Origin of the sequence: Burkholderia sp. 9775_39 (assembly GCF_015712225.1) — a bacterium.
Lineage (GTDB): Bacteria > Pseudomonadota > Gammaproteobacteria > Burkholderiales > Burkholderiaceae > Burkholderia > Burkholderia cenocepacia.
The window spans coordinates 241,075-254,977 of the sequence record NZ_JACCQC010000004.1 but is presented as its reverse complement, the minus strand read 5'-3'; the positions used below and the strand labels follow the sequence as shown (position 1 = coordinate 254,977).

General features: G+C 66.3%; 13 protein-coding genes and 1 pseudogene. 11 read left to right on the top strand and 3 right to left on the bottom strand.

What is annotated here, in order from left to right; translation table 11 throughout:
• Window positions 1-174 precede the first annotated feature (174 nt).
• The 9 genes from H0X90_RS07990 (at window position 175) to H0X90_RS07950 (ending at window position 8,539) form a co-directional block, all read left to right on the top strand.
• Window positions 175-549: an Mth938-like domain-containing protein gene (locus H0X90_RS07990; RefSeq protein WP_006482859.1), complete on the top strand. Its 375-nt coding sequence runs from the start codon at window positions 175-177 to the stop codon at window positions 547-549.
• Between the two features lie 123 nt (window positions 550-672).
• The gene (locus tag H0X90_RS07985) at window positions 673-2,349 is read left to right on the top strand and encodes a glycosyltransferase family 39 protein (protein WP_077190653.1); all 1,677 of its coding nucleotides are present in this window, start codon (window positions 673-675) and stop codon (window positions 2,347-2,349) included.
• 13 nt (window positions 2,350-2,362) lie between these two features.
• A complete protein-coding gene (locus H0X90_RS07980) occupies window positions 2,363-2,734 on the top strand; it encodes an EamA family transporter (protein WP_006482863.1) in 372 nt (123 codons plus the stop codon).
• Window positions 2,735-2,864: 130 nt separating this feature from the next.
• Window positions 2,865-4,016: a DegT/DnrJ/EryC1/StrS aminotransferase family protein gene (locus H0X90_RS07975; RefSeq protein ID WP_006496385.1), complete on the top strand. Its 1,152-nt coding sequence runs from the start codon at window positions 2,865-2,867 to the stop codon at window positions 4,014-4,016.
• 6 nt (window positions 4,017-4,022) lie between these two features.
• Window positions 4,023-5,060, top strand: a complete 1,038-nt coding sequence (locus H0X90_RS07970; protein WP_034201635.1) for a glycosyltransferase — start codon at window positions 4,023-4,025, stop codon at window positions 5,058-5,060.
• On the top strand, window positions 5,057-6,004 hold the full coding sequence (locus H0X90_RS07965; protein ID WP_006482868.1) for a formyltransferase: 948 nt from the start codon (window positions 5,057-5,059) through the stop codon (window positions 6,002-6,004). Before H0X90_RS07970 ends, H0X90_RS07965 begins: the two co-directional genes overlap by 4 nt.
• Window positions 6,001-7,056, top strand: coding sequence for a bifunctional UDP-4-keto-pentose/UDP-xylose synthase (locus tag H0X90_RS07960; protein ID WP_006482864.1), 1,056 nt, complete (start codon window positions 6,001-6,003; stop codon window positions 7,054-7,056). The genes H0X90_RS07965 and H0X90_RS07960 overlap by 4 nt, the downstream gene beginning before the upstream one ends.
• Window positions 7,057-7,069: 13 nt before the next feature.
• Window positions 7,070-7,966, top strand: coding sequence for a polysaccharide deacetylase family protein (locus tag H0X90_RS07955; protein WP_062910575.1), 897 nt, complete (start codon window positions 7,070-7,072; stop codon window positions 7,964-7,966).
• A gap of 111 nt (window positions 7,967-8,077) precedes the next feature.
• A complete protein-coding gene (locus tag H0X90_RS07950) occupies window positions 8,078-8,539 on the top strand; it encodes a peroxiredoxin (protein WP_006482867.1) in 462 nt (153 codons plus the stop codon).
• 213 nt (window positions 8,540-8,752) lie between these two features.
• Here H0X90_RS07950 and H0X90_RS35715 read toward each other — a convergent pair.
• A pseudogene (locus tag H0X90_RS35715) lies at window positions 8,753-8,979 on the bottom strand (hypothetical protein); the annotation flags it as partial.
• On the opposite strand from H0X90_RS35715, the gene H0X90_RS07945 reads away from it, so the two are divergent.
• Window positions 8,875-10,677, top strand: a complete 1,803-nt coding sequence (locus H0X90_RS07945) for a PhoH family protein (protein WP_043205346.1) — start codon at window positions 8,875-8,877, stop codon at window positions 10,675-10,677. The pseudogene H0X90_RS35715 and the gene H0X90_RS07945 sit on opposite strands and share 105 nt — an antisense overlap.
• Window positions 10,678-10,913: 236 nt before the next feature.
• The gene (locus H0X90_RS07940; protein ID WP_043205345.1) at window positions 10,914-11,999 is read left to right on the top strand and encodes a C40 family peptidase; all 1,086 of its coding nucleotides are present in this window, start codon (window positions 10,914-10,916) and stop codon (window positions 11,997-11,999) included.
• Between the two features lie 145 nt (window positions 12,000-12,144).
• On the opposite strand, the gene H0X90_RS07935 is transcribed toward H0X90_RS07940, so the two are convergent.
• The gene (locus tag H0X90_RS07935; RefSeq protein WP_006486254.1) at window positions 12,145-13,155 is read right to left on the bottom strand and encodes an inorganic phosphate transporter; all 1,011 of its coding nucleotides are present in this window, start codon (window positions 13,153-13,155) and stop codon (window positions 12,145-12,147) included.
• 10 nt (window positions 13,156-13,165) lie between these two features.
• Window positions 13,166-13,792 (bottom strand): DUF47 domain-containing protein, encoded by a 627-nt coding sequence (locus tag H0X90_RS07930; protein ID WP_006486252.1) that lies wholly within the window; start codon window positions 13,790-13,792, stop codon window positions 13,166-13,168.
• Window positions 13,793-13,903 lie beyond the last annotated feature (111 nt).

Here is a 13,903-nt window from a genome sequence, read left to right as displayed (position 1 = left end):
GGGGGCGACCAAAAAGTTATAATTTAGCGGATTTTGGCCGACTTTCGCAATGCACCATAGCCGCGCCGGGCCCGCGCCGTCAGGCGTCCCCGCGTGCCCGGGCGCGCGAAACCGGCCAGCCGGGCCCGCACGGCCCGGCCAATCCATTCCCCTACGGAACCGCGGAATACCGATTTGAAACTGCACCAGGACGCGAGCGGCGCGCTCAACACCGTCACCGGCTACGGCCCCGATTATGTCGACGTCAATCTCGAACGCCACGAAACGAGCGTCATCGTGCTGCCCGGCGCGCCGGTCCAGGCCTGGCCCGTGTCGTCGTTCGACGCGCTCGCGCCCGAGCATTTCGCGATGCTGCTCGAGCCGACGCCCGAACTCGTGATCTTCGGCAGCGGCGCGCGGCTGCGCTTCCCGCACCCGCGGCTCGTCGCGGCGCTCACCGCGCAGCGGATCGGCGTCGAAACGATGGATTTCCAGGCCGCCTGCCGCACCTACAACATCCTGATGGCCGAGGGCCGCAAAGTCGCCGCCGCGCTCTTAATTGAACGTTAATCCCCGATGCGGTAAAACTCGGGCCGGCGCAGCGGGTCGATCCCCCGATCGGCCCGGCCAGGCCGCCCGCCCCCGGCGCCACCCGCCGGCGGCCCGTCACAACAACCAACAGGCTGAAAACCCATGAACGATACGCCGTCGAGGCTACCGCTCAATCGCATCACGCTCGTCCTCCTGCTCGTCGCGCTCGCGATCGTCTGGTTCGCGCCGCTCGGGCTGCGCCACCTGATCCCGAGCGACGAAGGCCGCTACGCGGAAATGGCGCGCGAGATGTTCGTCACCGGCGACTGGATCACGCCGCGCTACAACGGTTACAAGTACTTCGAGAAGCCGCCGCTGCAGACCTGGCTGAACGCGCTGACGTTCGCGTGGTTCGGCATCGGCGAATGGCAGGCGCGCCTCTATACCGCCGTGGCGAGCTTCGCCGGCGTGCTGCTCGTCGGCTACACCGGCGCGCGCCTGTTCAACCCGCTGTCGGGCTTCCTCGCCGCCGTCGTGCTGGCCAGCTCGCCGTACTGGAACCTGATGGGCCACTTCAACGCGCTCGACATGGGGCTCGCGTTCTGGATGGCGCTGTCGCTCTGCTCGCTGCTGCTCGCGCAGCGGCCCGGGCTACGCCCGGCCGCGGTGCGCGGCTGGATGTGGGCGTGCTGGGCCGCGATGGCGTTCGCGGTGCTGTCCAAGGGCCTCGTCGGCCTGATCCTGCCGGGCGCCGTGCTCGTGCTGTACACGCTGGTCGCGCGCGACTGGGCGCTGTGGAAGCGCCTGTACCTGGTCAGCGGCCTCGTGATCTTCTTCGCGATCGTCACGCCGTGGTTCGTGCTCGTCCAGCAGCGCAACCCCGAGTTCTTCAACTTCTTCTTCATCGTCCAGCAGTTCCGCCGGTACCTGACCCCGGAACAGAACCGCCCGGGTCCGCTGTACTACTTCGTGCCCGTGCTGCTGGTCGGCTTCCTGCCGTGGCTGTCGGTCGCGTGGCAGAGCATCCGCCATGCGGTGCGGATGCCGCGCCAGCCGAACGGCTTCGCGCCGATGCTCGTGCTGCTGATCTGGAGCGCGTTCATCTTCCTGTTCTTCAGCGCGTCGCATTCGAAGCTGATCTCGTACGTGCTGCCGGTCGCGCCGGCGCTCGCGCTGATCATCGGCGCGTACCTGCCGCTGATGACGGCCGACCGCTTCCGTCGCCACCTGCTCGGCTACCTCGTGTTTTTCGTCGCCGCGGCGTTCGGGATCGTCTTCCTCGCGTACCAGGGCGACGCCCGCACGCCGAACGCGCTGTACCGGGCGTTCCAGATGTGGCTGTACGCCGGCCTCGCGGTCGCGGCCGCGCTGACGCTCGTGGCCGCGTGGCTGAACCGTCGCGCGGGCGTGGCCGCCGCGCTCGCCACGTTCGGCGCCGCATGGCTCGTGTTCGGCACGATCGGCGGCACCGGGCACGACGAGTTCGGCCGCTACAGCTCGGGCGCGCTGCTCGCGCCGGCCGTGCGCGCCGAACTGGCGAAGCTGCCGCCCGACACGCCGTTCTACTCGATCGAAATGCTCGACCACACGTTCCCGTTCTACATGGGTCACACGACGATCATGGTGCAGCGCCAGGACGAGCTCGCGTTCGGGATCTCGGTCGAGCCGAACAAGTGGATTCCGACCGTCGGCGAATGGATCACGCGCTGGAAGCAGGAAACCCGCGCGCTCGCGATCATGCCGCCCGGCCAGTACGACGCGCTGGTCAAGGAAGGCGTGCCGATGCGCGTGATCGCGCGCGACAACCGGCGCGTGATCGTCGAGAAACCGCAATCGTAAGGACGCCTCCCGCATGAACCCCGTTTCGTTCGTCTGCATCGTCACCGGCGTGATGCTCAACGCCTGTGCGCAACTTCTGCTGAAAGCCGGCGTCAACGCCGTTGGACACTTCGAATTCAGCCGTGCGAACATCATCCCGGTCGGCCTGAAGATCGCGACCCAGTTGCCGATCATCGGCGGCCTCGGCTGCTACGTGCTGAGCGTCGTCGTGTGGATCGTCGGGCTGTCGCGGGTCGACGTGTCGATCGCGTACCCGATGCTGTCGCTCGGCTACGTCGTCAACGCGTTCGCGGCGTGGTACCTGTTCGGCGAGGTGCTGTCGGTCCAGCGGCTCGTCGGCATCGGCATCATCCTGATCGGTGTGCTCGTGCTCGCGCGCAGCTGAGCACGGCGCGCGGCGTTAAGCGTCCGCCTACAAAAAATCACGGTACGAATCCGCCAACCGGTGTTTAATGCCGGTTTCGGACGGATCGCCCGACCCTTTTATTACACGCCATTACAGGCCAAACGCGTTCATGAGCCAGACTACCGCCCCGTTTCTGCCGTTCACCCGCCCCGAGATCGACGAGGAAACCATCCAGGGCGTCGTCGAGGTGCTGCGCTCGGGCTGGATCACCACCGGCCCGCAGTGCCAGAAATTCGAGGCGGCGCTGTCCGAGTACTGCGGCGGCCGTCCGGTCCGCGTATTCAATTCGGGCACCTGCACGCTCGAGATCGGCCTGCGCATCGCGGGCGTCGGCCCCGGCGACGAGGTGATCACGACGCCGGCGTCGTGGGTCTCGACCAGCAACGTGATCATCGAAACGGGCGCGACGCCCGTGTTCGCGGACATCGATCCCGTCACGCGCAACATCGACCTCGACAAGCTCGAGCAGGCGATCACGCCGCGCACGAAGGCGATCATCCCCGTGTTCCTGTCCGGCCTGCCGGTCGACATGGACCGCCTGTACGCGATCGCCCGCGCGCACAAGCTGCGCGTGATCGAGGATGCCGCGCAGGCGTTCGGCTCGACGTGGCACGGCAGGCGCATCGGCGCGATCGGCGACCTCGTGTCGTTCAGCTTCCACGCGAACAAGAACCTGACGACGATCGAAGGCGGCGCGCTCGTGCTGAACAACGAGGACGAAGCGGTGCTCGCGCAGAAGTACCGGCTGCAGGGCATCACGCGCACCGGCTTCGACGGAATGGACTGCGACGTGCTCGGCGGCAAGTACAACCTGACCGACGTCGCCGCGCGCGTCGGCCTCGGCCAGCTGCCGCACCTCGAGCGCTTCACCGCGCAGCGCCGCGCACTCGCGCGCGCGTATTTCGCCGCGTTCGACGGCGGCGCGGCAGCGAAGCTCGGCGTCGGCCTGCCCGTCGCCGAATTCGAGAACGGCAACTGGCACATGTTCCTGGTCACGCTGCCGCTCGAGCGGCTGACGATCACGCGCGCCGAATTCATGGCGCAGATGAAGGAACGCGGCATCGGCACGGGCATCCACTACCCGGCGATCCATCTTTTCACGCTGTACCGTGCGCGCGGTTTCAAGGAGGGCATGTTCCCCCACGCCGAACGGTACGGCGCGTCGACCGTCACGCTGCCGCTGTTTACGCAGATGACGGAAGGCGACGTGCGTCGCGTGGTCGACGCCGTCAATCAGATTTGCGAACAATACGGAAAATAAGCGTACATGAGTCACCTTGAAGCACGCGCCGGACATCCGGGCGCCGCGCATCTGGACACCGGCCGGCCCGAAGTCTCGGTCATCATCCCCGTGTACAACGAGGAAGACGGTCTCGCCGCGCTGTTCGCGCGGCTGTATCCGGCGCTCGACGCCCTCGACACGTCGTACGAAGTGATCCTGATCAACGACGGCAGCCGCGACCGCTCGGCCGCGATGCTCGCCGATCAGTTCCACGTCCGGCCCGACACGACGCGCGTCGTGCTGCTCAACGGCAACTACGGCCAGCACATGGCGATCCTCGCGGGCTTCGCGCAGTCGCGCGGCGAGATCGTCATCACGCTCGACGCGGACCTGCAGAACCCGCCCGAGGAAATCGGCAAGCTGATCGCGAAGATGCGCGAGGGCTACGACTACGTCGGCTCGATCCGCAAGCAGCGCCAGGACAGCCTGTGGCGGCGCAAGGCATCGCAGATGATGAACCGGCTGCGCGAGCGCATCACGCGCATCAAGATGACCGACCAGGGCTGCATGCTGCGCGCGTACAGCCGTCGCATCATCGACACGATCAACGTGTGCGGCGAAGTCAACACGTTCATCCCCGCGCTCGCGTACACGTTCGCGCAGAACCCGACCGAAATCGAGGTCGCGCACGAGGAACGCTTCGCGGGCGAATCGAAGTACTCGCTGTACAGCCTGATCCGGCTGAACTTCGACCTCGTGACGGGCTTCTCGGTCGTGCCGCTGCAGTGGCTGTCGTTCATCGGCGTGATCCTGTCGCTCGGCTCCGCCGCGCTGTTCGTGCTGCTGCTCGTGCGCCGCTTCATCGTCGGCGCGGAAGTGCAAGGCGTGTTCACGCTGTTCGCGATCACGTTCTTCCTGCTCGGCGTGATCATCTTCGCGCTCGGCCTGCTCGGCGAATACGTCGGCCGCATCTACCAGCAGGTGCGCGCGCGTCCCCGCTACCTGATCCAGGCCGTGCTCGAGCAGCACGACGGCATGCCGCCGGTGCCGGCCGCCGCGAACCGCCCGGGAGCCGCGCAATGAAGCCGCGCGCGGTCGTCTTCGCGTATCACAACGTCGGCGTGCGGTGCCTGCAGGTGCTGCTCGCGCGCGGCGTCGACGTCGCGCTGGTCGTCACGCACGAGGACAATCCGAACGAGAACATCTGGTTCGGCAGCGTCGCGTCCGTCGCGGCCGAGCACGGCATTCCGGTCGTCACGCCGGCCGACCCGGCCGATCCGGCGCTGCGCCGCGCGGTGGCCGACGCGCAGCCCGATTTCATCTTCTCGTTCTACTACCGCCACATGCTGCCGGTCGACCTGCTCGCGATCGCGCCGCGCGGCGCGTACAACATGCACGGTTCGCTGCTGCCGAAATACCGGGGTCGGGTACCGACCAACTGGGCCGTGCTGAACGGCGAGACCGAAACCGGCGCGACGCTGCACGAGATGGCCGCCAAGCCGGACGCGGGCGCGATCATCGGCCAGACCGCGGTGCCGATCCTGCCGGACGACACGGCCGCGCAGGTGTTCGACAAGGTCACGGTGGCCGCCGAGCAGACGCTGTGGCGCGTGCTGCCCGCGCTGCTCGCGGGCGAGGCGTCGCACCTGCCGAACGATCTCGCGACCGGCAGCTACTACGGCGGGCGCAAGCCCGAGGACGGCCGCGTCGACTGGTCGAAGCCGGCCGCGCAGGTCTACAACCTGGTGCGCGCGGTCGCGCCCCCGTATCCGGGCGCATTCACGGACATCCACGGCGCCCGGTTCGTGATCGCGCGCGCGCGCCTCGCGGCGCCCGGCAGCGCGGCAGCGGCCGCCGCGGCAGATTTGCCGCCCGGCCTGCACGTAAGCGATAATGCGCTATTCGGCGTCTGCGGCGACAGCCGCGCCCTATCCATTCTCGAGCTCCGGCAGCAGCGCGACGGCAGCGAAACCGTCGTGACGCCCGCGGAATTCGCGCAGTTCATTCATTCTTCCCGTCATTCATGAAAGCAAAAAAAGTCCTGATCCTGGGTGTGAACGGCTTCATCGGCCATCACCTGTCGAAGCGCATTCTTGAAACCACCGATTGGGAAGTGTTCGGCATGGACATGCAGACCGACCGGCTGGGCGACCTCGTCAACCACGAGCGGATGCATTTCTTCGAAGGCGACATCACGATCAACAAGGAGTGGGTCGAGTATCACGTGAAGAAGTGCGACGTGATCCTGCCGCTCGTCGCGATCGCCACGCCGGCCACCTACGTCCAGCAGCCGCTGCGCGTGTTCGAGCTCGACTTCGAGGCGAACCTGCCGATCGTGCGCTCGGCCGTCAAGTACGGCAAGCACCTCGTGTTCCCGTCGACCTCCGAGGTCTACGGGATGTGCTCGGACGAGCAGTTCGACCCGGACGCGTCGGCGCTCACCTACGGCCCGATCAACAAGCCGCGCTGGATCTACGCGTGCTCGAAGCAGCTGATGGACCGCGTGATCTGGGGCTACGGGATGGAAGGCCTGAACTTCACGCTGTTCCGCCCGTTCAACTGGATCGGCCCGGGCCTCGACTCGATCTACACGCCGAAGGAAGGCAGCTCGCGCGTGGTCACGCAGTTCCTCGGCCACATTGTGCGCGGCGAGAACATCAGCCTCGTCGACGGCGGCTCGCAAAAGCGCGCGTTCACCGATATCGGCGACGGCATCAGCGCGCTGATGAAGATCATCGAGAACAAGGACGGCGTCGCGTCGGGCAAGATCTACAACATCGGGAATCCGAAGAACAACTTCTCGGTTCGCGAGCTCGCGCACAAGATGCTCGAACTGGCCGCGGAATTCCCCGAGTACGCCGATTCGGCCAAGCAGGTGAAGCTCGTCGAAACGACGTCCGGCGCCTACTACGGCAACGGCTACCAGGACGTGCAGAACCGCGTGCCGAAGATCGACAACACGATGCAGGAGCTCGGCTGGGCGCCGCAGGCGACGTTCGACGACGCGTTGCGCAACATCTTCGAAGCGTATCGCGGCCACGTCGCCGACGCGCGCGCGCTCGTCGAACAGCAAGGCTGACCGGGACGTTCGCTTGGCTCGTATCGTCCTCAAGATCGACGTCGACACGCTGCGCGGCACGCGCGAAGGCGTGCCGAACCTCGCGCGCATCTTCGACCGCTTCAATGCGCGCGCGACCTTCCTCTTCAGCCTCGGGCCGGATCACACCGGCTGGGCGTTGCGGCGCGTGTTCCGCCCGGGCTTCCTGAAGAAGGTGTCGCGCACGTCGGTGGTCGAGCACTACGGCGTGAAGCAGCTGATGTACGGCGTGCTGCTGCCCGGCCCGGACATCGGCCGCCGTGCGATCGCCGACATGCGCGCGATTCACGAGGCCGGCTTCGAATGCGGGATCCACACGTGGGATCACGTGTACTGGCAGGACAACGTGCGCGTCCGCGATCGCGACTGGACCGCGCGTGAAATGCAGAAGAGTCACGCGCGCTTCGGCGAGATCTTCGGCGCGCCGCCCGTCACGCACGGCGCGGCCGGCTGGCAGATGAACGATGCCGCGTTCGAGCAGATCGATGCATGGGGGATGCGCTACGCGTCCGACGGTCGCGGCCATTCGCCGTACCTGCCCGTCGTCGGCGGCCGCACGCTGTCGCACGTGCAGATGCCGACCACGCTGCCCACGCTCGACGAAGTGCTCGGCATCGACGGCGTCGACACGCACAACGTCGCCGCGCACATCCTCAAGTTCACCGAAACCAATCCGCACGACCAGGTGTTCACGCTGCATGCGGAACTGGAAGGGCAGAAACTCGCGCCCGTGTTCGAACAGCTGCTCGCCGGCTGGCGTGCGCAAGGCCACACGTTTGCGACGATGGGCGACTACCACGCGACGCTGGACCGCGACTCGCTGCCATCGTACCCTGTCACGTGGGGCGAAATCCCCGGCCGCTCCGGCGAACTGATCGTCCAGCCCGACTGAAGTTCGCACGCGAGCCGGCGTCGCCGCTCCGCCCCCCGCGGCGCGCTGCCGCGACGCCCCGCCGAACCGCGCCGCCGCAGCGGCGCCCTTCCATAACAACAGGAGAAACACGTGTCTGTCGAAGTTGACCGTCAAGTTCCCGATTTCACCGCACCGGCCACGGGCGGCGACATTTCGCTGTCCGACCTGAAGGGCAAGAAGCTCGTGCTGTACTTCTATCCGAAGGACAACACGCCGGGCTGCACGACCGAAGGGCTGCAGTTCCGCGATCTCTATCCGAAGTTCAAGAAGGCCGGTGCGGAAGTCATCGGCGTGTCGCGCGACAGCCTGCGCTCGCACGACAATTTCAAGGCCAAGCTCGAACTGCCGTTCCCGCTGATCTCCGATGCCGACGAAGCGCTGTGCGCGTTGTTCGATGTCATCAAGATGAAGAAAATGTATGGCAAGGAAGTGCGCGGAATCGAGCGTTCGACGTTCCTGCTCGACGCCGACGGCGTGCTTCGCCAGGCATGGCGCGGCATCAAGGTGCCGGGTCACGTGGACGACGTGCTAAAGGCTGTACAAGCGCTTTGAGGCGCGTTATATTGGGCCGCAATGAATGCCAGTTCGCCCCATATTTCTCGTAGCTGCGCCGGTGCCCGTTGCAATGCTTCCCGGCACCTGACGCGCATCACGACGGCATCAGCCGAGCCGCATGTCCCTGTCGACGGGGCAGCGGCTTTTTTTATGGAACGCGCGCCGGCCCTCCCCGGTCCGGCCCTTACCGCATCGAGGAGCTGATCGACACTTAGGCGAACCGGCTAGACGAAATTCCTGTGCGCCACCGCGCGCAAACTGCATGCGTCTACGTCACGCAGGATGCGATCAGCGGCGCACGCCATGCGACACGATTCCTCCCGAGGGACACCATGCCTTTGCCTACTCCCCCCAGCAAGCTCGGCAGCCTGCTGCCGCCCGACGAATACAAGGCGAAAGCGCGGCCCGCGAAAGCCGCGAAGAAATCCGCCGAAGGGGACGCATCCACAGCCGGTGACTATGGTCCGGCCAGCGTGGCCCAACCGATGATCGAAGCCGCGAACACGGCCGCGCCGCTGCGTGCCGTCGCGTCTTCGGCGCCCGACGCCGCGAGCGCACCCGCGCGCGGCCGCAAGACCAAACAGACGGCCGCGCTGCTGCAGCCGCTGCCGGCGCCCGCCGAACCCGCGGCGCCGGTCGTGGCACGCCATGACAAGCCTGCCGCCGGGAAACCGGCCACGGCGCCCGCGCGCGATGCCGGCGCCGCGACGAAGTCGCGCAGCCGCAAGCCCGCCGAAGCCGAACTGCAGAAACTGTTCGTGCTCGACACCAACGTGTTGATGCACGACCCGAGCAGCCTCTTCCGCTTCGAGGAACACGACGTCTATCTGCCGATGATGACGCTCGAGGAACTCGACAACCACAAGAAGGGGATGTCCGAAGTCGCGCGTAACGCTCGCCAGGTCAGCCGCACGCTCGACGCGCTCGTCGCCGACGGCGGCCCGATCTCGGACGGCATCCCGCTGTCGCGCCTCGGCAGCCGCGAGGCGCTCGGCCGCCTGTACTTCCAGACGAAGCTCGCCGACATCGCGCCGGTCGAAGGCTTGCCCGAGGGCAAGGCCGACAACCAGATCCTCGGCGTCGTGCGGGCGCTGCAGCGCGACCGGCCCGACCGCCAGGTCGTGCTGGTGTCGAAAGACATCAACATGCGGATCAAGGCGCATGCGCTCGGCCTGCCCGCGGAAGACTACTTCAACGACCAGGTGCTCGAGGACAAGGATCTCCTCTACACCGGCGTGCGCGAACTGCCGCAGGACTTCTGGACCAAGCACGCGAAGGGCATGGAGAGCTGGCAGGACACGAAGACGGGCACCACGTACTACCGCGTGACCGGCCCGCTCGTCGCGTCGATGCTCGTCAACGAGTTCGTCTATCTCGAGCCGCAGAACGGCGAGCCGACGTTCCACGCGATCGTCCGCGAGCTGAACGGCAAGACGGCGCTGCTGCAGACGCTGCGCGACTACAGCCACCACAAGAACAACGTGTGGGGCATCACCGCGCGCAACCGCGAGCAGAACTTCGCGCTGAACCTGCTGATGAACCCCGAGATCGACTTCGTCACGCTGCTCGGCCAGGCCGGCACCGGCAAGACGCTCGTCGCGCTCGCGGCCGGCCTCGCGCAGGTACTCGACGACAAGCGCTACAACGAGATCATCGTGACGCGCGCGACCGTGCCCGTCGGCGAGGACATCGGTTTCCTGCCCGGCACCGAGGAAGAGAAGATGCAGCCGTGGATGGGCGCATTCGACGACAACCTCGAAGTGCTGCAGAAGACCGACGATGCCGCCGGCGAATGGGGCCGTGCCGCAACGCAGGAGCTGATCCGTTCGCGCCTGAAGGTGAAAAGCATGAACTTCATGCGCGGCCGCACGTTCGTCGACAAGTACCTGATCATCGACGAGGCGCAGAACCTGACGCCGAAGCAGATGAAGACGCTCGTCACGCGCGCGGGCCCCGGCACGAAGATCGTGTGCCTCGGCAACATCGCACAGATCGACACGCCTTACCTGACCGAAGGCAGCTCGGGCCTGACCTACGTCGTCGACCGCTTCAAGGGCTGGGGCCACAGCGGCCACGTGACCCTCGCGCGCGGCGAACGCTCGCGGCTCGCCGATTACGCGTCGGACATTCTGTAACGCGCAGGCCGGCCGAGCGGCCGGCTTTCGACGCCACGCGGCGCTCCGTTTCCGGAGCGCCGTTTTTATTTGGGGTCGAAGACAAAGATAACGCTTCGTCACGCAACAACGCAGTTTACGCGCGAAACTTCAAGTAAATTCTCAAGAATGGTTGCTTAAGCCCCGCCGGAACGTCTACCATCGGGTCTGTCTGTTGTCATACGATTCGCGAGCGCGCCGCGCTCGCCCGCCTTGCCATGCTTCGAATCTGGGTTCCCGTCGCCGTCGTCTCCCTGCTTGCGGCCTGCTCCAGCGTGCCGCCGCAGTCAGCATCGCGCTCCGCTTCGGGGATGAAGATCACGACGCCGCGCGCCTTCCCGGCGCCGGCCAATTTCCCGAAATTCGTCGACCACAGCGTCGGCCAGGAAGAAATCTCGATCCAGGCGATGAGCCTCGTCGGCGTCCCGTATCGCTGGGGCGGCAACACGCCGACGAGCGGCTTCGACTGCAGCGGGCTCGTGCGCTACGTGATCGGCCGCGCGGCCGATGTCAACCTGCCGCGCACGACCGCCGACATGAGCGGCCGCGGCGTGTCGATCGAACCCGACCAGATCGCGCCGGGCGACCTGATTTTCTTCAATACGACCGGGCGGCCGCATTCGCATGTCGGCATCTACGTCGGCAAGCTGCGCTTCGTCAACGCACCGTCGACGGGCGGCACCGTGCGGCTCGACTACCTGACGAACCCGTACTGGGCCAAGCGTTTCGACGGCATTCGCCGCGTCGCGCCGCCGCGCTCGGCCCCGACGCCGTTCGATGCGCCGACCTACGAGGCCAAGCGCGACGAGCCGCGCAACCCGACCGCGGTCGCGGCCGCTCCGGTGGTCGTGACGGCCGCCGCCGCGCCGCGGCAGCCGACGTATGCGCCGTCGCAAGCAAGCGTGACGCAGGCGCAGGCCATTCCGACCACGCCGGTCGTGACGACGGCCGCAGCGGCACCGCCGGCAACGGCCGCCGATCCGTACGAACCGCCGCCCCCGCGGATGCAGGCGGCGCAACAGCAAGCGACGTCGGCGAATGGCGCCGCGCCGGCGATGACGGCCAATGCAGCACCTGCCGCCCCGGCCGAGGTCGGTACGCAGATTCCGACGACCGCACTGACGGCCGCCCAGGCCGCCGCCTTCGATGCGGAGCCGCCGCCCGCTACCGCGTCGACGCCGACACGCAGTATCGAGCCTGCGCCCGTGCAGGTATTGCGTGCGTCGACGCAATCCGCACCCGTCAGCCCGCGCACCAGTACCGCGGACGATCCGATCGCGCGGTTTGCGACCGGCAGTTACTGACCCGTTGCTCGACCCCGACCGTCACGACGTGGGCGGCATTTGCCACCCGCCACCACTTCGCCGCCCCCCTCTCCCCCCCAAAAGAAAATGCGCCGCAGCCTTTCGGCTTGCGGCGCATTTCGTGTCAACCGGAAAGCGTCGACGATCAGAAGATCTGGTGCCCGAGCCACCACCCGCCGGCCGCGAACAGCGCGGCCGCCGGCAGCGTCAGCACCCACGCCCACACGATATTGCCGGCGACGCCCCAGCGCACGGCCGACAACTTCTGCGTCGCGCCGACACCGACGATCGCGCCGGTAATCGTGTGCGTGGTCGACACGGGAATGCCGAGGAACGACGCGACGAACAGCGTGATCGCACCGCCGCTTTCCGCGCAGAAGCCGCCGACCGGCTTGAGCTTCGTGATCTTCTGGCCCATCGTCCGCACGATGCGCCAGCCGCCGAACAGCGTGCCGAGGCCCATCGACAGGTAGCACGCGCCGATCACCCATGCCGGCGGCGCATCGGCGGTGGCCGACGCGTAGCCGCTCGCGATCAACAGCATCCAGATGATGCCGATCGTCTTCTGTGCATCGTTGCCGCCGTGGCCCAGGCTGTACAGGCCGGCGGACAGCAGTTGCAGCCGGCGGAAGCGCCGGTCGACCTTGCTGGGCGCGGTACGGAAATACAGCCACGACACGCCGAGCATGAACAGCGAACCGAGAATGAAACCGAGCAGCGGCGAAATGAAGATGAACGCGATCGTCTTCAGCAGCCCGTCGACGTTCAGCGAACTCCAGCCCGATTTCGCGAGCGCCGCGCCAACGAGACCGCCGATCAGCGCGTGCGACGAGCTCGACGGAATCCCGTAGTACCACGTGATCACGTTCCAGCCGATCGCGCCGACCAGCGCGCCGAACACGACGTAATGGTCGACGATTTCGGGATCGATCGTGCCTTTACCGACGGTCTGCGCGACTTTCAGGTGGAAGATGAAGTACGCGATCACGTTGAACGCGGCCGCGAACACCACGGCCTGCTGGGGCTTCAGCACCCCGGTCGACACGACGGTGGCGATCGAGTTCGCCGCGTCGTGAAAGCCGTTCATGAAGTCGAATACGAGCGCGACGAGCACCAGCGTCGCGACCATCCATAGGGCGAGTTGTATCGAATGCATCGTGGTCCGCTCAGGCGTTTTCCAGCACGATGCCTTCGATGATGTTCGCGACGTCCTCGCACTTGTCGGTGATCTCTTCGAGCAGCTCGTAGATCGCCTTCAGCTTGATGAGCGTCTTCACGTCGTCTTCCTCGCGGAACAGCTTCGACATCGCCGCACGCAGCACGCGGTCGGCTTCCGATTCCCAGCGGTCGATTTCCTCGCATTGCTTGAGGATCTGCGCCGATTGTTTCATGTCGGACAGCAATCCGACGGCCTGCTGCACGTGCTGCGCCGACTGGGTGACGATGTGCGCGAGCTGGCTCGCCTCGGACGTGACGGACTGCACGTCGTACAGCGACACGGCCGTCGCGACGTCTTCCATCAGGTCGAGGATGTCGTCCATCGTCGTGATCAGCTTGTGGATCTCGTCGCGATCGAGCGGCGTGATGAAGGTCTTGTGCAGCAGATCGATCGCCTCGTGCGTGAGCTTGTCGGCGGCCTTCTCGGCGATTTGCACGTTTTGCTTGTGAATCTCGGCGTCGGCGAGATTGTCGATCAGCAGTTCGAGCTCGCGGCCACCGGAAACGATGTGCTTCGCGTGCGAGTTGAAGAGTTCAAAGAACTTGCCCTCGGTGGGCATGAATCGACCGAACATGGGATTCCTGAGAGATTGTCAAACTACTGTCACGAAAACGGGCGACATTGTACCGGTTCCGGTCGCGACGCGACGTGCGCATATGCGCACGCCGGGATTGGATACAACATT